This is a genomic window from Candidatus Eisenbacteria bacterium, from assembly GCA_005893275.1.
Taxonomy (GTDB): Bacteria; Eisenbacteria; RBG-16-71-46; order SZUA-252; family SZUA-252; genus WS-7.
The window spans coordinates 1-17,155 of record VBOW01000070.1 but is presented as its reverse complement, the minus strand read 5'-3'; the positions used below and the strand labels follow the sequence as shown (position 1 = coordinate 17,155).

Below are 17,155 nucleotides of genomic sequence, written 5' to 3'. Positions count from 1 at the left end.
CCGCATCATTTTTTCCACTCCATCGGCTTCGGCTCCGCCGGCTCGCGAAACGACCACGTCTTGAGCGCCCGCGCGTAGCCGGTGCGCGCGGCCAGCGCGTCGTAGGAGAAGAGCGCGATCCCGTCCACGCCGAGCTCCCGCGCGCGACGGATCTTGTCCGCGGCATCTCGCGCCCCCTCGTTATAGATCGCGATTCCGGCGTACAGATGATGCTCTGTGGGGATCGAGCGCGCGGCCGAGAGCTGGCGCACGACCGTGGTGGTGTTGGTCGAGTAGGCCATCGGGATCGCCGCATCCAGGAGCCCGGTGCGGAGCCAGGTCGGCCACTCTTGCAGATACCGGTTCAGCGCCGCGGTCTGGTCGGCGATCACCGCGGCGGTGAGCTTGAGCTTGGGGTTGATCAGATCCAGGTCGTTCCTCACGTCGCGCACGAGCGCCGTCACCTGCTCGCGCTGCCACTGCATCCAGCGCGCCCTCAGGTCCGTGATGCCTTCCGTGCCGACCACGGCAAGCAGGGTGGTATCGGGAGAGGCGATCTGGGCCGGATCGACCCCGAACTCGCGCATGAACGCGGTGCGGGTACCGGTGTCGTAGCCTACGTCGGGCTCCGGATTCCGCACGTAATCGAGATGGATTCCGTCGACCGGATAGCGGGTGACGATCTCGCGGACGATCTCGCGCAGGTGCCGGCGGACCTCGGGGTTTCCCGGCGCGAGATACATCCCCTCGACGCGCTCCTCCTCGAATTCCTCCGGGACCATCTCGACGAGTTTCTTGCCGTCGGAGCGCACGGCGATCCAGTCGGGATGCGCGTTCACGACGTGGAGCTGAGACCGCGGCGGGCGGCCCGCCGACCACACCAAATACACGTTGATCCAGGCCTGCACCTCGAGCCCCTGCGCGTGGGCGCGCTCGATCATGCGCATGAAAGGATCGTAATCGCGCGGCATCGCCTCGAGCTCCTCGCCCCGAGGCGCCAGATCCGACTGGTAGTAGGCGTCCCCGCGGCCGCGAACCTGGACGAGCAGCGTGTTCGCGTTCATCTGGGTCGCGATCTCGACCACGCGGTCCACGCTCCCCATGGTGTTGAGCGAGTAGCGCACGACCCAGATCGCGCGCGTCTCCTCGGCGATATCGCGGCGACCCGCCTCGGTCGTACGCACGCCCAGCGCGGCCAGGACGACCGCCGTGGCGATCGCCGCCAAAAAAATCGGGCGGGATAGCCTCCCGCCCGTCCGTATCGATCCGATTTTCTGCGGCGCCACGGCGCTGCGATTCAGGCGCTACTCGCCCGACTTCCCTTTCTGCCTCGCACGGGTCGGCGCCTTGCCGGTCTTCGGAGGCGCCACGCCCTTGCCGGGACGGTCGGGCTTCGTGGGGGCCGCCTTCTTCTCCCTCGCGCCACGGCCCTTCCTCTCTTCGGCCGCGCCGCCCACCCCTCCACCGGCCGCGGCGCCTTCCGCGGCCGCTTCCTTGGCCCCTTTGCCTCGTGCCGGCGCCAATTTTCCCGCGGCCTTCGCGGCCTTCGCCGCGGCTTCCTCTTCCTTGCGGAGCTTCTCTTTCAGCTCGGGAGATTTCACGAGCTCGAGGAGCGCCATTTCGCCCGCGTCGCCGAGGCGGCGGCCGATCTTCAAGATGCGCGTGTACCCGCCGTTCCGGGTCTCGTACCAGGGCGCGACCGTCTCGAACAGCTTCCGGACGTTGTCCCCGCCGTGGACGAATCGCGCCACCTGGCGCCGCGCCGAGAGATCGCCCCGCTTTGCGAAGGTGATCATGCGCTCGCCGACACGGCGCGCCTCCTTCGCCTTGGCGAGCGTGGTCTCGATCCGCTCGTGCTGGATCAAGCTCGTCACGAGATTCCGGAGGAGAGCCCTGCGGTGCGAGTGGGTGCGGCTGAGCTTACGATGGTCTTTGCGGTGGCGCATCAGGCAGCCTCGATTTTCTCCCCGAGTTTGTACTTCGAAACGTCCATGCCGAAGTGAAGGCCCATGCCGGCCAGGATGTCCGCGATCTCCTTGAGCGACTTCCGGCCGAAATTGCGGTACTTGAGCATCTCCGGCTCCGACTTCTGCACCAGATCGCCGATCGTTTTGATGTCGGCCGCCTTCAGGCAATTGGACGAGCGCACCGAAAGCTCCAGCTCCTCGACGCTCCGCTCGAGCAGGGTCTTGATGCGCAGGAACTCCTCGTCCACTTCCTCTTCCACCTCTTCGACGATCTCCTCCTCGAAGTGCACGAAGAGGGCGAAGTGGTCCTTCAGAATTTTCGCCGCGTAGGCGAGCGCGTCCGAGGGGAGCACGCTCCCGTCGGTCCAGATCTCGAGCGTCAGCTTGTCGTAGTCGATGCGCTGGCCGATCCGGGTGTTCTCAACCTCGAAGTTGACCTTCGTGACCGGCGAGAAGAGCGAATCCACCGGGACGACCCCGATCGGGCGGTCGACCGTGGGCTGATTCTCCGCGGCGACGTAGCCGCGCCCGGCGCCGATCTCGACCTCGGCGCGGAACTCGCCGTCTTTGTTCAGCGTCGCGATGTGAAGCTCGGGGTTCAGCAGCTCGATATCCGGATCCGCCTTCAAGTCGCCCGCCTTCACCTCCCCCGCGCCCCGCGCGTCGAACGTCGCGGTCTTCGGCCCCTCGCTGTGGATCTTGAAGCGCATCTGCTTCAAGTTGAGCAGGATCTCGGGCACGTCTTCCTTGATGCCGGGCATGGTCGAGAACTCGTGCTGGACGCTGTCGATCTTGACGGCGGTCACCGCCGCGCCAGGAAGCGAAGACAGAAGCGCCCGGCGCAACGCGTTCGCCAGCGTGACACCGAATCCCCGCTCGAGCGGCTCGACGGTGAACTTGCCGTAACGGTTCGTCGAGGCCTTGTCGTCCACCTCGACGTTCTTCGGCATTTGCAGATTCTTCCACTTCATAATGGTCTCCTACCTCCGTGAGACTCCGGTTATTTCGAGTAAAGCTCGACGATGAGCTGCTCCGAGACTTTCGTCGGAATATTGGCGCGCGTCGGATACTCGAGGATGCGGCCGGCGAACTTTTCGTAGTCCACCGAGATCCAGTTCATCATCTCGCGCCCCTTGCTCTGCTCGATCGATCCCAAGATGAACGGCACGTTCTTGCTGTTTGGGCGCACGCGGACCTCGTCCCCAATCTTCACCTCGAAGCTCGGGATATCCACGATCCGCTCGTTCACCGTAAAATGCCGGTGCCGCACGAGCTGCCGGGCCGCCGATCGGGAGGAGGCGAACCCCATCCGGAACACGATGTTGTCGAGGCGCCGCTCGAGCTTCAAAAGCAGGTTTTCGCCGGTGACGCCCTTCTGACCCTCCGCCTTCGCGAAGTAATTCCGGAACTGCCGCTCCAGAACGCCGTAGATACGCCGCGTCTTTTGCTTCATTCGGAGCTGGAGACCGTAGCTCGTTTCCTTGGAGCGGCGGTCCTTCCCGTGCTCACCGGGCGCGTAGCCGCGGCGTTCGAACGCGCACTTCTCCGTGAAGCAGCGCGTTCCTTTGAGGAAGAGCTTCTCTCCCTCCCGGCGGCAGAGCCGGCACTTTGCTTCGCGATACGTCGCCATAGGTTGTGCTTTAAACCTCCTTCTTTCTCTCTTCGCCGCTCTTCGTCACGAGGCGTTCGCCCACTAGACGCGACGCCTCTTGGGCGGGCGGCAACCATTGTGAGGAATGGGCGTGACGTCCTTGATGGCGGAAATGTCGAGCCCCGCCGCCTGCAACGATCGGATCGCCGCCTCGCGGCCGGAGCCCGGTCCCTTCACCCACACTTCGACTTTCTTCAAACCCAGCGAGATCGCCTCTTTCGCGGCCGACTCGGCGGAGATCTGCGCCGCGAACGGCGTGCTCTTGCGCGAGCCCTTGAACCCGACCTTCCCGGCGCTGGCCCAGGCCACGGTGTGCCCGTCCATGTCGGTGATCGTCACGATCGTGTTGTTGAACGTGGATTGGACGTGGGCGATTCCGTTGATGCCCACCTTCCGCTCGCGCTTCTTCTTTGGCTTCGGTGCTACCGCGGGTGCTGTTGCTGGTGCTTCCGCCACTCGGTTCTCCTCTCGATCAGGCTGACGGCTTCGGCGCCGGACGCTTCGGAGCGGCCGCGATCCTCTTCATCGCGCCCGCGGTCTTCTTGGGACCCTTCCGGGTCCGCGCGTTCGTCCGGGTGCGCTGCCCTCGGACCGGAAGATTCTTCCGGTGCCGGAGGCCCCGATAGGCGCCGATATCCATCAGGCGCTTGATGTTCATCGCGACCTCGCTGCGCCGCGCTCCTTCGACCTTGAGCTGCGACTCGATCACCTGGCGCAGGCGGCCGGTTTCCTCTTCGGTGAGACCTTTCACGCGCGTGTCGGGGCTGACGCCGGTCATCGCGAGAATCTTCTGCGACGTCGGCCGTCCGATCCCAAAGATGTACGTCAGCGCGATTTCAATGCGCTTTTCGTTCGGCAGATCGACTCCGGCGATACGAGCCAAGACGCTCCTCCTTGCCTAACCCTGACGCTGCTTGTGGCGCGGGTTCTTGCAGATGATGCGCACGACCCCCTTGCGCCGGACGACCTTGCAGTGCTCGCAAATCCTCGTAACGGATGCTTTCACTTTCATGCCCGCTCTCCTCCGAGCGCTACCCGTCTATTTGTATCGGTAGATGATCCGCCCGCGATTCAGATCGTAGGGCGAAAGCTCCACCGTGACCTTGTCCCCGGGCAGGATCTTGATGAAGTTCATCCTCATCTTGCCCGAGATGTGGGCCAGAACCTTGTGGCCGTTTTCCAGCTCCACACGAAACATGGCGTTCGGGAGCGGCTCGACGACCGTTCCTTCGACCTGGACCCCTTCTTCTTTCGCCATTCCCCTAGTCGGCCTCGACCCTGGAGAGGATCACCGGCCCGGCGGCGCCGATCGCGACGGTGTGCTCGAAGTGGGCCGAAAGACCCCGGTCCGCCGTCACGACCGTCCACTGGTCCGGCAGGGTCAGCACTTCCGCGGTGCCCGCGTTCACCATCGGTTCGATCGCGAGCACCATCCCTTCCTGGAGCTTTGGCCCCTCCCCCGTGCGCCCGTAATTGGGCACCTGGGGCTCCTCGTGAAGCTCCCGTCCGATCCCGTGCCCGACGAGCGCGCGGACCACGCGGAATCGGTGGCGCGTCGCTTCCCGCTCGATCGCGGCCGAGATATCCGAAACGCGGTTTCCCGGTCTTGCCTGTTCGATCCCCGCCTCCAGAGCGCGCCTCGTCGCCTCGAGGAGCATCGTCGCGGTCGGGCTCACCTGCCCGACCGGGTACGTGTGCGCGGCGTCCCCGAAGAAACCCGCGCGCTTCACGCCGATATCCAGCGAGATGATGTCCCCCTCGCGGAGGATTCGGCTCGCGCTCGGAATGCCATGCACCACTTCCTCGTTGATCGAGGCGCAGATGCTCGCGGGAAACCCGCGATATCCCTTGAACGCCGGCTCGCCTCCCGAGTCCCGGATGAACGCCTCGGCTCGACGGTCCAGATCCAACGTGCTCACGCCGGGGCGGATCTCACGCGAGAGCATCAACAGACATCGCCCCACGATTTGGGCGCTCTCGCGGATGAACTCCACCTCGTCCAGCTCGTGGATCTGGATCACCGTTTCCTCGACCCGGACGCCGCTCAGGCGGCCTTCCCGATGATGCGCTGGATCGCCGCGTAGACATCCGCGGCGGGTCCCGACGCATCCACGTTTCGGAGGACGCCTTCCCGTTCGTAGTATGCCACGAGGGGCGCGGTCTCCCGCGCGTACACTTCGAGGCGCTTCCGCACCGTCTCGGGCTCGTCGTCCGCCCTCTGTGTGAGCGCGCCTCCGCACACATCGCAGCGTCCTGCGACCTTGGGCCGAGCCGTGCTCGTATTGTAGATGGCCCCGCAATTCGCGCAGAGCCAGCGGTCCTTCAGACGATTCACGACGACCTCGGTCGGGACCACGAGGTTCAGGACCCGGTCGAGCGGCCCCTCCCCGAGGAGGCCCTTCAGCCCCTCGGCCTGGGCGACGGTGCGCGGGAATCCGTCCAGGATAAACCCGCGCTGCGCGTCACGGCGCCCGAGCCTCGTCTCGATGAGGCCGAGCACGGTCTCGTCGGGAACGAGCCGCCCCGATTTGACCTGCTCCTGCGCGCTCTTGCCGAGCGCGGTGCCTTCCGCGATCGCCTGGCGCAGAATGTCCCCGGTCGCGACCAGCGGCACCCCGAGCGATTCCGAGAGCCGCTTGCCGTGTGTGCCCTTGCCGCTCCCCGGCGGTCCGAGGAGCACCACTCTCATCGGCGGCCCCGGAGCTTGCCGCTCTTGACGAAACCTTCATAGTGGCGCATCAGCAGATGGGATTCCATCTGCTGTAACGTGTCGAGCGCTACGCCGACCACGATCAGGACGCTGGTCCCGCCGAAATAGAACGGAACGTTGAATCGGCGGATCAGGATGTCCGGGAGCACCGCGATCAGCGCCAGGAAAACGGCCCCCGGCAGCGTGATGCGAGAGAGGACCCGGTCGATGTACTCGGAGGTCTTCCGCCCGGGGCGGATCCCCGGGATGAAGCCGCCGTACTTTTTCATGTTGTCCGCCATGTCGGTCGGATTGAGGACGATGGCGGTGTAGAAATACGTGAAGAAGATGATCGTGACCGAGTAGACCACGACGTGAACGATGCTCCCGACCGAGAAAAGGGTCGAGAGCCCCTGGATCACGGCGTTCCCGTGAAAATAGAGCGCGAGCGTGCTCGGGAGCATGATCACCGACTGCGCAAAGATGATCGGAATCACGCCCGCCGTGTTCACCCGGAGCGGAATGTGGGTGCTCTGCCCGCCGTACATCTTCCGGCCCACGACCCGCTTCGCGTATTGCACCGGAATCTTGCGCTGTGCCTGGGTCATCGCGACGACCGCGGCGATCACCGCCACCATGATCGCCACCACGAGGATCGCCACGATCGGCGAGAGCGTCCCGACCCGCAGCGCCCGGATGCTGTTCACGATGTCGGCCGGGAACCGCGCCACAATCCCTATGAAGATGATCAGCGAGATCCCGTTTCCGATCCCGCGCTCGGTGATCTGCTCGCCCAACCACATGATGAGGATCGTCCCGGCGGTCTGGGTGATCATCGTCATGAGCTCGAACGCGGGACCCGGGTGCGGCACGACCGGCACGCCCTGGGCGCCCAGGGATTCCAGGAACTTCGCGAACGCGATCGACTGAACCGCCGAGAGACCCACCGTGCCGACGCGCGTGTACTGCGTGATCTTCTTCCGGCCTTCCTCCCCCTCCTTCTGGAGCTTCTCGAAGTACGGCACGACCGCTCCGAGGAGCTGGAGAATGATCGAAGCCGAGATGTACGGCATGATCCCGAGCGCGAAGACCGTCGCCTTGGCGAAGCTCCCGCCGACGAAGAGGTCGTAGAGGCCGAAGAGCGAGTTGGCCTGGCTCGCGAACGCGGTGACCAGCGCTTCGCTGTTCACGCCCGGCGTGGGCACGTGCCCGCCCAGGCGGTAGACGCAAAGAAGCGCGACCGTGAACAAAACCCGGCGCTTCAGCTCCGGGATGCGAAATACGTTCTGGAAACTCTCGAGCATCGCCTCGATCAGCCCCCGGTTCTCGTCTTACGCTCGCCCCGCGCGCGACGGGCCTTGGGCGCGGGAAGCGTGATCGTCCCGCCCGCGGCCTCGATCTTGGCCCGCGCCGTGGCGCTCGCCGCGTCGACGGTGATCTGAAACGCCGCCTTGACCTCCCCCTCCCCCAAGAGCTTGACCGGCCGGTCGCCGCGGTCGATGAGGCGTTTCGCCGTCAGCGATTCGCGGTTCACAGCCTCGCCCGCGGCGAAGCGCTCCAGGGACCCCACGTTCACCGCCTGGTAGCTCACCCGCGTCGGGTTCACGAACCCACGCTTGGGGACCCGGCGCTGAATCGGCATCTGTCCGCCTTCGAACCACCGCGGCACCTTGGAGCCCTTGCCCGCGCGCGCTCTCTGACCCTTGTGGCCGCGCCCGGCGGTTCCGCCCAGGCCCGACGCCGGGCCCAATCCACGGCGCTTCTTCGCGCGGGTCGCTCCGCGCGCCGGCTTCAGCTGTCCCACCTTCATGGGTTCTGTTCCTTCTTCCGGCCCTGCGCGGCCTCGACTCGAACCAGGTAGCGTACCTGGTGAACCATGCCTCGGATCTGAGGCGTGTCCTCGTGAACGACTGAATGGTTAATACGGCGCAGCCCCAACGCGGCGAGCGTGCGTTTGTGTTTCTTGAGGCAGCGGATCTTGCTCCGCTCCTGGGTGATCTTAACGAGTGCCATCACCCTGCACCGCGTTCTTCCGCCGGATTCCCAAAAGCTCATCCACCGTCTTTCCGCGCGTCGCCGCGACGTCGCTTGCGTGCCGCAGGCTCTGAAGACCCTGGACCGTGGCCTTCACCACGTTGTGCGGATTCCCCGAGCCGAGCGATTTCGTGAGCACGTCGTGGATGCCCGCCGCCTCGAGGACCGCGCGCACCGTTCCCCCGGCGATCACGCCGGTTCCCGGCGTGGCGGGCTTCAGGATCACGACCCCCGCGCCGAAGTGCCCTTCGACCTGGTGGGGAATCGTGGCCCGCTTCAGCGGAACCGTGAACATGCCCTTCTTCGCCGCTTCACCCGCTTTGCGGATCGCGTCCGAGACTTCGTTCGCCTTGCCGAGGCCCACGCCGACGCGCCCCTTGCCGTCCCCGACCGCGACGATCGCGTTGAAGCTGAACCGGCGTCCGCCCTTCACCACCTTGGCGACGCGATTCACGTGGATCACGCGCTCGATGAACTCGGAGTCCTGCTGGGACTGCATGCGTCCGCGCATTCCTGGATAGGCCATGAAATCTCCTAGAAGTTCAGGCCGCCCTCGCGGGCGCCCTCGGCGACCGCCTTGACCCGGCCGTGATAGAGATAGCCGCTGCGGTCGAAACACACACGTTCGATACCCTTCTCCTTCGCCTTCGCCGCGATCTGCTTTCCGACAAGCTTGCCGGCTTCGATCTTCCCCTTCGCCGACTTGAGCTTCGGCGCCACCTCTTTGTCCATCGAGGAGACGGTGAGGATCGTCCGGCCGGTGAGATCATCGACCAGCTGCGCGTAGATATGATTCAGGCTCCGGAACACGCTGAGGCGCGGCCGCTCGGCCGTCCCCATGATCTTCTTCCGGATTCTCATATGTCGCCGGCCTCGACCCTCGAGCCGGGGTGTCGCTTTCGATTTCATCGTTCCGTCCCTACCTCATGCGACGCCGCGCCGCGGGGCGCTACGCCGCCGTCTTGCCGCCCGCGGCCTTGCCCGCCTTGCGCCGCACGTATTCGCCGACGTAGCGGATTCCCTTGCCCTTGTAGGGCTCGGGCGGCCGGAAGTCGCGAATGATCGCGGCCACCTGCCCGACCAGCTCCTTGTTGTATCCGCTCACGACGACCTTGGTCTGCGATTCGGTCGCGATCGTAATGCCCGCGGGGGGCTCGTACTCGATCGGGTGCGAATAGCCGAGCTGCATCGTGAGCTTCTTGCCGCTCATCTGGGCGCGGTAGCCCGTGCCCTGGATCTCGAGCGCCTTCGAAAACCCCTTCGTGACGCCCTCGATCATGTTCGCGAGAACCGCGCGCGTCGTGCCGTGCAGCGCAAGCGCCTGCTTGCCCCCTCCCACCTGGGCGACCCGGATCTCGCCCGGCTCGACCTTCACGTCGACGCCGTGGGCGAGGCGGAATTCCATCTCCCCCTTCGGCCCTTTGACGTGGATCGCGAGCTGGTCCCGCTTGACCTGGACGCCCGCGGGAATCTGGATCGGTACTTTTCCTACTCGCGACGGCATGGCTCTCTCCTACCAGACGCGGAAGAGGTACTCGCCACCGAGCCCCTCGTCGCGCGCTTCGATATCGGTCATGATGCCGCTCGGCGTGGATACGATCGCCGTCCCCATCCCGCCCTGAACTTTGGGAATCTCGTGGCGGCGCAGGTACACGCGGCGGCCGGGCTTGCTCACGCGCTCGATCCCCTGGATGACGCTTTTTTCCTTCGCGTCATACTTGAGATAGATGCGGAGAATTCCCTGCTTCTTGTCGTCGATCGCCTTGTAGTTATTGATGAACTTCTCCTTGAGCAGCACCCGCACCAGCTCGGTTTTCAAGTTCGAAGCCGGAACGTCCACCTTCTTGTGTTTTGCCTTGCACGCGTTGCGGATGCACGTCAAGAGATCCGCCACGGGATCGCTAACCGACATAGTCCCCTTTCAACGGCGGGCGCTCGGCCCGGATTTCGGGCCCTCGGCCCGGATTACCAGCTCGCCTTGACCACGCCCGGGATCTGGCCCATGAGGGCGAGCTCCCGGAAGCAAATGCGGCAGATTCCAAAGTCGCGCAGGAACGCGCGCGACCGGCCGCAGCGGTGGCATCGGTTGTAGCGGCGAACCTTGAACTTGGGTGGCCGCCTCCACTTCTCCATCAGCGATTTCTTGGCCAACCTCGCTCCTTTGCCGTCAGGCCTGACGCAGGCGGAAGGGCATGTTCATGAGCCTCAGAAGCTCCTGCCCTTCCTCGTCGTTCTCGGCCGACGTGACGAACGTGATATCCATCCCCCGGATCTTCTCGACCTTGTCGTAGTTGATCTCCGGGAAGATGATTTGCTCGGTGATCCCGAGCGTGTAGTTGCCCTGCCCGTCGAACGATTTCATGGGCACGCCGCGGAAGTCGCGGATCCGGGGCAGCGCCACGTTGATCAGCCGGTCGTAGAACTCGTACATTCTCGGGCCGCGCAGCGTCACCATGCAGCCGATCGGCTGACCCTCGCGCAGCTTGAAGTTGGCGATCGACTTCTTCGCCTTGCGAATCGAAGGCTTCTGACCCGTGATCGTGGCCAGCTCGGCCACCGCCGCGTCCAGCATCTTGATGTTCTGGAGCGCGTCCCCTACGCCCATGTTCACCACGATCTTCTTGAGCCGCGGCACCTGCATGGGGTTCCTGTACTGGAAACGCTTCATCAGCTCGGGGAGGACGCGCTTCTCGAAGTGCTCCCTCAGCCGGGGAATCCGCGCCGGAGGCTCGGCCTCGCCGATCGCCGGCCCGGCGGGCGCTTCCTTCCCCCCCTTCCTCCTCGAATCCCCTTTGGCCTTGCCTCCGCCTTTCGCCTTCGCCTCGCCCTTCGGTTTCGCGTCCCCTTTGGGCTTGGCTTCGAGCTTGGGCTTCGCCTGCTTCTTTTCTTTGGGCTCTTTCTCGTCCGCCATCAGCGCACTCTCGGGATCGTCTCGCCGCACCGCGCGCAATAGCGCTCGCGCTTGCCGTCCGACGTCCGCTTCATCGTCACGCGAACGCCCATCTGGCACTTGGGGCAGAGATGCATCACGTTGGAGATATGGATCGGGGCCTCGCGCTCGAGGATTCCCCCCTGAATCTTCTGTCCTCGCGGCTTGGTGTGCCGCTTGACGAAGTTGACCTTCTCGACGATCAGCCGTTCCTCCTCGAGAAGAACCTTGAGCACGCGGCCGGACTTGCCGCGGTCGTCCCCGGCGATCACCACCACCTGATCGTTTTTCGCGAAATGAGCCATCGAACCCTCAAATCACCTCGGGTGCCAACGAGATGATCTTCATGAATTCCCGCTCGCGCAGCTCGCGGGCCACGGGCCCGAAGATGCGCGTCCCTTTCGGTTCCTTCTGGTCGTCGATCAGCACCGCCGCATTCTGGTCGAATCGGATGTAGGAACCGTCCTTCCGGCGGACTTCCTTGACGGTGCGGATGAGCACCGCCTTGTGGACGTCCCCTTTCTTGATCTGCGCGCCGGGGAGCGCGTCCTGGATCGAAACGACGATCACGTCGCCCAATCGTCCGTAACGCTTCCGGGTGCCTCCGAGCACTTTCACCACGCGGGCGACCCGCGCTCCGGAGTTATCCGATATCGTGATGATGCTGCGTGGCTGAACCATGCGCGCTCTCCCCCTCCCGGTCCGCTCAGCGTTCGACGCGCTTGACGAAATCGAGAAGGCGCCAGCACTTATCCTTGCTCAGCGGGCGCGTTTCCATGAAACGGATCACATCCCCCACCTTGCACTCGTTTTTCTCGTCGTGGATCTTGAAGCGGCTCCGGCGACGGACGTACTTGCCGTAGTCCTGATCCTTGACGAGGCGCTCGATCTTGGCCACTACGGTCTTCTGCATGGCCGCGCTGACGACCGTGCCGGTCATCACCTTCCTGCGGCCGCGACCTTTCCCTTCCTGTGTCACGCCTTGGGCTCCCCTTGACCGCCGAGCTTGCGAACGCCCGTCCGGTGCTCCGCCAAAATCGTCTTGAGGCGCGCGATGTCCCGCCGCCGCTCTCGAATCAACAGGGGGTTCTGGAGCTGCCGCATCCCGTTCCGGAAGCGCAGGTTGAAAATCTCCTCGTGCAGCTCGCCGATCCTGTGCCCGATCTCATCCTCGGTCATGTCGCGGATCTTCTCCGCCTTGAGCTCTCTCATCTCAGCTCCCCGCCAGATCCTGCCGCTCGACGAACTTCGTCCTCATCGGCAGCTTGCTCGCGCCCAATTTCATCGCCTTCTTCGCCAGCTCCGCGGTGATTCCCTCGAGCTCGAAGAGGACGCGCCCCGGCTTCACGACCGCCACCCAGTACTCGGGCGAGCCCTTGCCCTTGCCCATTCGCGTCTCCGCCGGCTTCACCGTCACCGGCTTGTCCGGAAAGATGCGTATCCACATCTTGCCGCCGCGCTTGATGAAGCGCGTGATCGCGACGCGCGCCGCCTCGATCTGGCGGTTCGTGACCCACGCCGCCTCGAGCGCCTGAAGCCCGAACTCGCCGAAGGAGACGGTCGAGCCGCGGTAGGCCATGCCCTTCCGGCGCCCCCGCATCTGCTTCCTGTGCTTGACCCGCTTCGGTACGAGCATGCCGCCTTATCCCGCGGCCGGCGCCGCGGAGCGGGTCTGGCTGGGCGCAAGGACCGGTGGTGCCTCCTTCTTGTCCAGCACCTCTCCCTTGAAGATCCACACCTTCACGCCCACCGTCCCGTAGATCGTCCGGGCCGTGGCGCGCGCGAAATCGATATCGGCGCGCAGCGTGTGAAGCGGCACGCGTCCCTCGCGGTATCCCTCGGTCCGCGCCATCTCGGCGCCCCCCAGGCGGCCGGAGCACACGATGCGTATGCCTCCCGCCCCCGAGCGCATCGTCGAGGCGATCGCCTTCTTCATCGCGCGCCGGAAGGAGACGCGCTGCTCGAGCTGGCGCGCGACGTGCTCCGAAACCAGGATCGAGTCGAGGTCCGGCTTCTTCACTTCGTCGATATTGAGGAAGATCTCCTTCTTCGTGATGTGCTGAAGCTCATCGCGAAGCTGATCCACCTGCTGACCCCGGCGTCCGATGACGAGCCCGGGACGCGCGGTCGAAATATTGATCGTCACCTTGGCGATCGCCCGCTGGATGATGATCCTCGAGATCCCGGCCTGCGCGAGACGCCGCTTCAAATACCGCCGAATGAATATGTCCTCTTCGAGGAGCTTCGGATAATCCTTGCGCGCGAACCAACGCGAATCCCACGTGGCGATGATCCCGAGCCGCATCCCGATCGGATTCGTTTTCTGACCCACTACTTGGCCTCCTTCGGCGCGGGCGAACGACGCCGCCCGCGGCGCGCGGGGGCTGCCGGCTCTTCGACCGGTGCTTCCCCTTCGACGATGATCGTGATGTGGCTCGTCCGCTTGATGATCGGCGTGGCCCGTCCTTGCGCTCGCGGGAGAAACCGCTTGAGCGAAGGCCCCGCGCCGGCCACGGCCTCCTTCACGCGGAGGTGCTCGACGTTGATCTTCCCTTCGATCGCCACCGCGTTGGCCACGGCGGACTTCAAGACCTTGCCGATCACTTTCGCGACATGCTTCGGCGTGAAGTCCAGGATCTCGGTGACCTGGTCGACCCGCTTGCCGCGGATCAGCTGGAGCACCTGATCCGCCTTGCGCGGGGTGACCCGGACGTATTTGGCGATCGCTTTCGCTTCCATGTCGCTATTTCGCGGGCGGCGCGCCGACGGGTGCGCCAGCCGGAGTCGTCGTCTTTTCCACGTGGGAGCCATGCCCGCGGAAGATCCGCGTCGGCGCGAACTCGCCGAGCTTGTGCCCCACCATGTTCTCGGTGATATACACCGGGATGAACTTGTTTCCGTTGTGCACGGCGAGCGTGTGTCCCACGAACTCCGGAGAGATCGTGGAACGCCGCGCCCATGTCTTGAGCACCCGGCGCTCGTTCACCTTGTTCAGCGCCTCGAGCTTCTTGAGAAGCTTCGGCTCGACGAACGGACCCTTTTTGACCGAACGGCTCATGACGTTTTCGTCGCTCCCGGCCCGCTAGCCCTGCTTCCGCCGGCGTATGATGAGCCGGTCGGAGAGCTTCCGCTTGCGGGTCTTCTTGCCCTTCGCCAATAGCCCCCACGGCGAGCACGGATGCCGGCCGCCCGAGGATTTGCCTTCACCGCCGCCCATCGGATGATCCACCGGATTCATCGCCACGCCGCGGACGTTCGGCCTGCGCCCGAGCCAGCGCGTCTTCCCCGCCTTTCCGATCACGACGTTCTGGTGGTCTTCGTTCCCCACCTGGCCGATCGTGCACGCGCACTCGACGGAAACCTTCCGCGTCTCGCCCGAGGGAAGCCTCAACACCGCTTCCTCTCCTTCCTTCGCCATCACCTGGCAGAAGGTGCCCGCGCTGCGCGAGATCTGCCCGCCCTTGCCGGGCGTCATCTCCACGTTGTATACGAACGTGCCCAGCGGAACCGCGCGCAGGGACATGGCGTTCCCGGGCTTGATCTCCGCCTCGGGCCCCGAGATCACGCTGTCCCCGACCCGGAGCTGCTGGGGCGCGACGATGTAGCGCTTCTCGCCGTCGACATAATGGAGAAGCGCGATCCGGGCGCTCCGGTTCGGGTCGTATTCGATATGGGCAACCGTCGCCAGGATCCCCTTCTTGTCCCGCCTGAAATCGATCCGGCGGTAATTGCGACGGTGACCGCCTCCGCGCTGCCAGGAGGAGATATGCCCCTTGTTGTCGCGGCCCCCGGTTTTCTTCAGCCGCTCGACGAGCCGGCGCTCCGGGCGGGAGCGCGTGATCTCCTCGAACGTCGGAACGGTCTTGAACCGCGTGGCCGGCGTGAGCGGTCGATATTTGCGTAGCGGCATCGGCTATACCTGCTCGAAGAGCTCGATCGTCTGACCCTTCTTGAGGGTGACGAGAGCCTTCTTCCAATCGGGTCGATGGCCCGCGAACCGGCCCATGCGCTTCGGCTTGCCGTGCACGCGGATGGTGCGCACCGAATCCACCTTCACGTTGAAGATCGATTCGATGGCGCGCTTGATCTCGATCTTGTTCGCGTCGCGCGAGACCTCGAAGAGATACCCGTTCTGTTTCTCGCGGAGGCGGGTCCCCTTCTCGGAGATCATCGCCCGGCGCACGATGGTGCGGGGTTCGCGGTTCATGCGTTCACCCGCTCCGCCAGGCTCTTGAGACCGCCTTCCGTGAGAACGAGACAATCGCAGTTCATGAGCGCGTACGTGTGCAGCGTGCGGCTCTCGGCGGTGCTGACCCGCGCGAGGTTCCGCGTGGACCGGAGCGCGGCGTTGTCGATCCGGTCGAAGACCCATAGGATCTTCTTGTCCTCGAGGCCGATTTTCCGGATCAGCTCCGCCATCGTCTTGGTCTTCGGCTGATCGAGCAACGGCGGATTCACGATGATGACCCCGCCGTCCTTCGCGCGGGCGGTCAGCGCGCCGCAGAGCGCCTTCATCTTGGCCTTGGCGTTCAAGCGGGTCGTGTAGTCCCGCGGCCGCGGCGGGAACGCCACCCCGCCGCCCGGCCAAAGCGGGGACGTGTTGGAGCCCGCGCGCGCGCGCCCGGTGCCCTTCTGCTTCCAGGGCTTCCGACCGCCGCCGCTCACCTTGGCGCGGTTCTTCGCCGCCGCGGTGCCCTGGCGCTGATTTCCCAAGTAGCTCTTCACCGCCTCCCAGATCAAATGCTCGTGGATCGGGGCCTCGAAAAGCTCTTTGGGAAGATCGACCGAGCCAAGCTCTTTTCCGTCGCTCCCGTATCGTTTCGCCTTCGCCATCGTCTTACCCGTTCTTCCGGATCAGGACCGTGCTTTTGGGCGGCCCCGGAATCGAGCCGCGGACCCAGATCAGATGCTGCTCGGGGTCGACGCCCACCACGTGGAGGTTCTTCACCGTCACGCGCGCGCCGCCCATACGGCCCGGCAGTCGCTTCCCCTTGATCACGCGGCTTGGATAGGCGCTCGCGCCGATCGAGCCCGGCTGCTTGTGCGTCACGCACCCGTGGGTCTCCCTCCCGCACGTAAAGTGGTGCCGCCGGATCACGCCCGCGAATCCGCGCCCTTTCGAAACGCCGATGACGTCGACCTTGCTGCCGACCTCGAAGAGCGAGACGGTCAGCTCCTGGCCGACTTGGAACTCCGATGTGTCCTCGACGCGGACTTCCTTGAGCGCGCGGACGCCGGCCGCGTTGTGCTTCTTCAAATGCCCTTGCAGCCCCTTCGGGATCAATGACTCGCGCTTCCGGCCGAAGCCGATCTGGAGCGCGGCGTAGCCGTCCGTTTCCGGCGTCTTGACCTGGACGATCGGGCACGGCCCGGCCGCCAGCACCGTCACCGGCGTGACGCGCCCCTGCTCGTCGAAGAGCTGGGTCATCCCGATTTTTTCCGCGAGCAAGCCGATCATGGTTGGTCCCGGTTAGAGCTTGATTTCAATGTCGACCCCCGCCGGGAGATCGAGCTTCATCAAGGCGTCGATCGTCTGCGGGGTCGACTTCACGATATCGATGAGCCGCTTGTGGACGCGGACCTCGAATTGCTCCCGCGATTTCTTGTCCACGTGCGGCGAACGAAGCACGGTGTACACGGAACGCTGCGTCGGAAGCGGAATGGGCCCCGCGGTGCGGGCGCCGGTACGCTTCGCGGTGCGCACGATCTCGCCCGCCGACTGATCGAGCACGGCGTGGTCGTACGACCGCAAACGAATGCGGATTCTCTGTCCTGCCGGCGCGGTCGTTGGCATTACTCGAGGATCTCCGTTACGACGCCGGCGCCGACGGTGCGACCGCCCTCGCGGATCGCGAACCGAAGCTCCTTCTCCATCGCGATCGGCGTGATCAGCTCCACCGACATGT

33 protein-coding genes are annotated in these 17,155 nt (G+C 65.0%); all 33 read right to left on the bottom strand.

What is annotated here, in order from left to right; all coding sequences use genetic code 11:
* Nucleotides 1–5: 5 nt before the first annotated feature.
* Nucleotides 6–1,265, bottom strand: coding sequence for a hypothetical protein (locus E6K76_11470; GenBank protein TMQ57050.1), 1,260 nt, complete (start codon nt 1,263–1,265; stop codon nt 6–8).
* An 18-nt stretch (nt 1,266–1,283) separates the two neighbouring features.
* Nucleotides 1,284–1,925: a 50S ribosomal protein L17 gene (locus E6K76_11465; protein ID TMQ57049.1), complete on the bottom strand. Its 642-nt coding sequence runs from the start codon at nt 1,923–1,925 to the stop codon at nt 1,284–1,286.
* Nucleotides 1,925–2,917, bottom strand: a complete 993-nt coding sequence (locus E6K76_11460; GenBank protein ID TMQ57048.1) for a DNA-directed RNA polymerase subunit alpha — start codon at nt 2,915–2,917, stop codon at nt 1,925–1,927. The genes E6K76_11465 and E6K76_11460 overlap by 1 nt, the downstream gene beginning before the upstream one ends.
* A gap of 29 nt (nt 2,918–2,946) precedes the next feature.
* Nucleotides 2,947–3,576, bottom strand: a complete 630-nt coding sequence (rpsD, locus tag E6K76_11455) for a 30S ribosomal protein S4 (GenBank protein TMQ57047.1) — start codon at nt 3,574–3,576, stop codon at nt 2,947–2,949.
* A gap of 63 nt (nt 3,577–3,639) precedes the next feature.
* Nucleotides 3,640–4,053 (bottom strand): 30S ribosomal protein S11, encoded by a 414-nt coding sequence (gene rpsK, locus E6K76_11450; protein TMQ57046.1) that lies wholly within the window; start codon nt 4,051–4,053, stop codon nt 3,640–3,642.
* Nucleotides 4,054–4,069: 16 nt separating this feature from the next.
* Nucleotides 4,070–4,480, bottom strand: a complete 411-nt coding sequence (gene rpsM, locus E6K76_11445) for a 30S ribosomal protein S13 (protein TMQ57045.1) — start codon at nt 4,478–4,480, stop codon at nt 4,070–4,072.
* A 15-nt stretch (nt 4,481–4,495) separates the two neighbouring features.
* Nucleotides 4,496–4,609, bottom strand: coding sequence for a 50S ribosomal protein L36 (rpmJ, locus tag E6K76_11440; GenBank protein ID TMQ57044.1), 114 nt, complete (start codon nt 4,607–4,609; stop codon nt 4,496–4,498).
* A 27-nt stretch (nt 4,610–4,636) separates the two neighbouring features.
* Nucleotides 4,637–4,855, bottom strand: a complete 219-nt coding sequence (gene infA, locus E6K76_11435) for a translation initiation factor IF-1 (protein ID TMQ57043.1) — start codon at nt 4,853–4,855, stop codon at nt 4,637–4,639.
* Nucleotides 4,856–4,859: 4 nt separating this feature from the next.
* Complete coding sequence (gene map, locus E6K76_11430; GenBank protein TMQ57042.1) at nt 4,860–5,618, bottom strand: type I methionyl aminopeptidase; 759 nt, start codon at nt 5,616–5,618, stop codon at nt 4,860–4,862.
* A 23-nt stretch (nt 5,619–5,641) separates the two neighbouring features.
* Nucleotides 5,642–6,286: an adenylate kinase gene (locus E6K76_11425; GenBank protein ID TMQ57041.1), complete on the bottom strand. Its 645-nt coding sequence runs from the start codon at nt 6,284–6,286 to the stop codon at nt 5,642–5,644.
* Complete coding sequence (gene secY / locus E6K76_11420; GenBank protein TMQ57040.1) at nt 6,283–7,590, bottom strand: preprotein translocase subunit SecY; 1,308 nt, start codon at nt 7,588–7,590, stop codon at nt 6,283–6,285. The genes E6K76_11425 and secY overlap by 4 nt, the downstream gene beginning before the upstream one ends.
* Nucleotides 7,591–7,598: 8 nt before the next feature.
* Nucleotides 7,599–8,096, bottom strand: coding sequence for a 50S ribosomal protein L15 (locus tag E6K76_11415; protein ID TMQ57039.1), 498 nt, complete (start codon nt 8,094–8,096; stop codon nt 7,599–7,601).
* A complete protein-coding gene (gene rpmD, locus E6K76_11410) occupies nt 8,093–8,302 on the bottom strand; it encodes a 50S ribosomal protein L30 (GenBank protein ID TMQ57038.1) in 210 nt (69 codons plus the stop codon). Before rpmD ends, E6K76_11415 begins: the two co-directional genes overlap by 4 nt.
* Nucleotides 8,286–8,819 carry a 30S ribosomal protein S5 gene (locus E6K76_11405; GenBank protein ID TMQ57085.1) on the bottom strand — a complete coding sequence of 178 codons (534 nt, stop codon included), beginning with the start codon at nt 8,817–8,819 and terminating at the stop codon, nt 8,286–8,288. Before E6K76_11405 ends, rpmD begins: the two co-directional genes overlap by 17 nt.
* Nucleotides 8,820–8,854: 35 nt before the next feature.
* Complete coding sequence (locus E6K76_11400) at nt 8,855–9,229, bottom strand: 50S ribosomal protein L18 (protein ID TMQ57037.1); 375 nt, start codon at nt 9,227–9,229, stop codon at nt 8,855–8,857.
* 40 nt (nt 9,230–9,269) lie between these two features.
* Complete coding sequence (locus tag E6K76_11395; protein TMQ57036.1) at nt 9,270–9,824, bottom strand: 50S ribosomal protein L6; 555 nt, start codon at nt 9,822–9,824, stop codon at nt 9,270–9,272.
* 9 nt (nt 9,825–9,833) lie between these two features.
* On the bottom strand, nt 9,834–10,232 hold the full coding sequence (rpsH, locus tag E6K76_11390) for a 30S ribosomal protein S8 (GenBank protein TMQ57035.1): 399 nt from the start codon (nt 10,230–10,232) through the stop codon (nt 9,834–9,836).
* Between the two features lie 53 nt (nt 10,233–10,285).
* Nucleotides 10,286–10,471: a type Z 30S ribosomal protein S14 gene (locus E6K76_11385; protein TMQ57034.1), complete on the bottom strand. Its 186-nt coding sequence runs from the start codon at nt 10,469–10,471 to the stop codon at nt 10,286–10,288.
* Between the two features lie 16 nt (nt 10,472–10,487).
* Nucleotides 10,488–11,231: a 50S ribosomal protein L5 gene (rplE, locus tag E6K76_11380; protein TMQ57033.1), complete on the bottom strand. Its 744-nt coding sequence runs from the start codon at nt 11,229–11,231 to the stop codon at nt 10,488–10,490.
* Entirely contained in the window at nt 11,231–11,554 is a 324-nt protein-coding gene (locus tag E6K76_11375; protein TMQ57032.1) for a 50S ribosomal protein L24, read from the bottom strand. The genes rplE and E6K76_11375 overlap by 1 nt, the downstream gene beginning before the upstream one ends.
* Before the next feature lie 7 nt (nt 11,555–11,561).
* The gene (gene rplN, locus E6K76_11370) at nt 11,562–11,930 is read right to left on the bottom strand and encodes a 50S ribosomal protein L14 (GenBank protein ID TMQ57031.1); all 369 of its coding nucleotides are present in this window, start codon (nt 11,928–11,930) and stop codon (nt 11,562–11,564) included.
* A 25-nt stretch (nt 11,931–11,955) separates the two neighbouring features.
* On the bottom strand, nt 11,956–12,189 hold the full coding sequence (rpsQ, locus tag E6K76_11365) for a 30S ribosomal protein S17 (protein ID TMQ57084.1): 234 nt from the start codon (nt 12,187–12,189) through the stop codon (nt 11,956–11,958).
* Between the two features lie 35 nt (nt 12,190–12,224).
* Nucleotides 12,225–12,461 carry a 50S ribosomal protein L29 gene (locus tag E6K76_11360; protein TMQ57030.1) on the bottom strand — a complete coding sequence of 79 codons (237 nt, stop codon included), beginning with the start codon at nt 12,459–12,461 and terminating at the stop codon, nt 12,225–12,227.
* A 1-nt stretch (nt 12,462) separates the two neighbouring features.
* Nucleotides 12,463–12,885, bottom strand: coding sequence for a 50S ribosomal protein L16 (gene rplP / locus E6K76_11355; GenBank protein TMQ57029.1), 423 nt, complete (start codon nt 12,883–12,885; stop codon nt 12,463–12,465).
* Nucleotides 12,886–12,891: 6 nt separating this feature from the next.
* Nucleotides 12,892–13,581, bottom strand: coding sequence for a 30S ribosomal protein S3 (rpsC, locus tag E6K76_11350; protein ID TMQ57028.1), 690 nt, complete (start codon nt 13,579–13,581; stop codon nt 12,892–12,894).
* A complete protein-coding gene (locus tag E6K76_11345) occupies nt 13,581–13,988 on the bottom strand; it encodes a 50S ribosomal protein L22 (protein TMQ57027.1) in 408 nt (135 codons plus the stop codon). The genes rpsC and E6K76_11345 overlap by 1 nt, the downstream gene beginning before the upstream one ends.
* 4 nt (nt 13,989–13,992) lie before the next feature.
* Complete coding sequence (gene rpsS, locus E6K76_11340) at nt 13,993–14,307, bottom strand: 30S ribosomal protein S19 (GenBank protein ID TMQ57026.1); 315 nt, start codon at nt 14,305–14,307, stop codon at nt 13,993–13,995.
* A 24-nt stretch (nt 14,308–14,331) separates the two neighbouring features.
* Nucleotides 14,332–15,159: a 50S ribosomal protein L2 gene (gene rplB, locus E6K76_11335; GenBank protein ID TMQ57025.1), complete on the bottom strand. Its 828-nt coding sequence runs from the start codon at nt 15,157–15,159 to the stop codon at nt 14,332–14,334.
* 3 nt (nt 15,160–15,162) lie between these two features.
* Nucleotides 15,163–15,456 (bottom strand): 50S ribosomal protein L23, encoded by a 294-nt coding sequence (locus E6K76_11330; GenBank protein TMQ57024.1) that lies wholly within the window; start codon nt 15,454–15,456, stop codon nt 15,163–15,165.
* On the bottom strand, nt 15,453–16,082 hold the full coding sequence (gene rplD / locus E6K76_11325; GenBank protein ID TMQ57023.1) for a 50S ribosomal protein L4: 630 nt from the start codon (nt 16,080–16,082) through the stop codon (nt 15,453–15,455). Before rplD ends, E6K76_11330 begins: the two co-directional genes overlap by 4 nt.
* Nucleotides 16,083–16,086: 4 nt before the next feature.
* The gene (locus E6K76_11320; protein ID TMQ57022.1) at nt 16,087–16,707 is read right to left on the bottom strand and encodes a 50S ribosomal protein L3; all 621 of its coding nucleotides are present in this window, start codon (nt 16,705–16,707) and stop codon (nt 16,087–16,089) included.
* 12 nt (nt 16,708–16,719) lie between these two features.
* Nucleotides 16,720–17,043: a 30S ribosomal protein S10 gene (gene rpsJ / locus E6K76_11315; protein ID TMQ57021.1), complete on the bottom strand. Its 324-nt coding sequence runs from the start codon at nt 17,041–17,043 to the stop codon at nt 16,720–16,722.
* Nucleotides 17,043–17,155: hypothetical protein (locus E6K76_11310; protein ID TMQ57020.1), on the bottom strand; the 113-nt coding region annotated here is incomplete at its 5' end. The genes rpsJ and E6K76_11310, both read right to left, overlap by 1 nt.

What these genes read in the sequence shown, in the direction of transcription:
- E6K76_11465 (TMQ57049.1), bottom strand. Translation starts at nt 1,925, where the DNA reads ATGCGCCACCGCAAAGACCATCGTAAGCTCAGCCGCACCCACTCGCAC.
- E6K76_11460 (TMQ57048.1), bottom strand. Translation starts at nt 2,917, where the DNA reads ATGAAGTGGAAGAATCTGCAAATGCCGAAGAACGTCGAGGTGGACGAC.
- rpsD (TMQ57047.1), bottom strand. Translation starts at nt 3,576, where the DNA reads ATGGCGACGTATCGCGAAGCAAAGTGCCGGCTCTGCCGCCGGGAGGGA.
- rpmJ (TMQ57044.1), bottom strand. Translation starts at nt 4,609, where the DNA reads ATGAAAGTGAAAGCATCCGTTACGAGGATTTGCGAGCACTGCAAGGTC.
- infA (TMQ57043.1), bottom strand. Translation starts at nt 4,855, where the DNA reads ATGGCGAAAGAAGAAGGGGTCCAGGTCGAAGGAACGGTCGTCGAGCCG.
- E6K76_11425 (TMQ57041.1), bottom strand. Translation starts at nt 6,286, where the DNA reads ATGAGAGTGGTGCTCCTCGGACCGCCGGGGAGCGGCAAGGGCACACAC.
- secY (TMQ57040.1), bottom strand. Translation starts at nt 7,590, where the DNA reads ATGCTCGAGAGTTTCCAGAACGTATTTCGCATCCCGGAGCTGAAGCGC.
- E6K76_11415 (TMQ57039.1), bottom strand. Translation starts at nt 8,096, where the DNA reads ATGAAGGTGGGACAGCTGAAGCCGGCGCGCGGAGCGACCCGCGCGAAG.
- E6K76_11405 (TMQ57085.1), bottom strand. Translation starts at nt 8,819, where the DNA reads ATGCAGTCCCAGCAGGACTCCGAGTTCATCGAGCGCGTGATCCACGTG.
- E6K76_11400 (TMQ57037.1), bottom strand. Translation starts at nt 9,229, where the DNA reads ATGAAATCGAAAGCGACACCCCGGCTCGAGGGTCGAGGCCGGCGACAT.
- E6K76_11395 (TMQ57036.1), bottom strand. Translation starts at nt 9,824, where the DNA reads ATGCCGTCGCGAGTAGGAAAAGTACCGATCCAGATTCCCGCGGGCGTC.
- rpsH (TMQ57035.1), bottom strand. Translation starts at nt 10,232, where the DNA reads ATGTCGGTTAGCGATCCCGTGGCGGATCTCTTGACGTGCATCCGCAAC.
- rplE (TMQ57033.1), bottom strand. Translation starts at nt 11,231, where the DNA reads ATGGCGGACGAGAAAGAGCCCAAAGAAAAGAAGCAGGCGAAGCCCAAG.
- E6K76_11375 (TMQ57032.1), bottom strand. Translation starts at nt 11,554, where the DNA reads ATGGCTCATTTCGCGAAAAACGATCAGGTGGTGGTGATCGCCGGGGAC.
- rplN (TMQ57031.1), bottom strand. Translation starts at nt 11,930, where the DNA reads ATGGTTCAGCCACGCAGCATCATCACGATATCGGATAACTCCGGAGCG.
- rpsQ (TMQ57084.1), bottom strand. Translation starts at nt 12,189, where the DNA reads ATGACCGGCACGGTCGTCAGCGCGGCCATGCAGAAGACCGTAGTGGCC.
- E6K76_11360 (TMQ57030.1), bottom strand. Translation starts at nt 12,461, where the DNA reads ATGAGAGAGCTCAAGGCGGAGAAGATCCGCGACATGACCGAGGATGAG.
- rplP (TMQ57029.1), bottom strand. Translation starts at nt 12,885, where the DNA reads ATGCTCGTACCGAAGCGGGTCAAGCACAGGAAGCAGATGCGGGGGCGC.
- E6K76_11345 (TMQ57027.1), bottom strand. Translation starts at nt 13,988, where the DNA reads ATGGAAGCGAAAGCGATCGCCAAATACGTCCGGGTCACCCCGCGCAAG.
- rpsS (TMQ57026.1), bottom strand. Translation starts at nt 14,307, where the DNA reads ATGAGCCGTTCGGTCAAAAAGGGTCCGTTCGTCGAGCCGAAGCTTCTC.
- rplB (TMQ57025.1), bottom strand. Translation starts at nt 15,159, where the DNA reads ATGCCGCTACGCAAATATCGACCGCTCACGCCGGCCACGCGGTTCAAG.
- E6K76_11330 (TMQ57024.1), bottom strand. Translation starts at nt 15,456, where the DNA reads ATGAACCGCGAACCCCGCACCATCGTGCGCCGGGCGATGATCTCCGAG.
- rplD (TMQ57023.1), bottom strand. Translation starts at nt 16,082, where the DNA reads ATGGCGAAGGCGAAACGATACGGGAGCGACGGAAAAGAGCTTGGCTCG.
- E6K76_11320 (TMQ57022.1), bottom strand. Translation starts at nt 16,707, where the DNA reads ATGATCGGCTTGCTCGCGGAAAAAATCGGGATGACCCAGCTCTTCGAC.
- rpsJ (TMQ57021.1), bottom strand. Translation starts at nt 17,043, where the DNA reads ATGCCAACGACCGCGCCGGCAGGACAGAGAATCCGCATTCGTTTGCGG.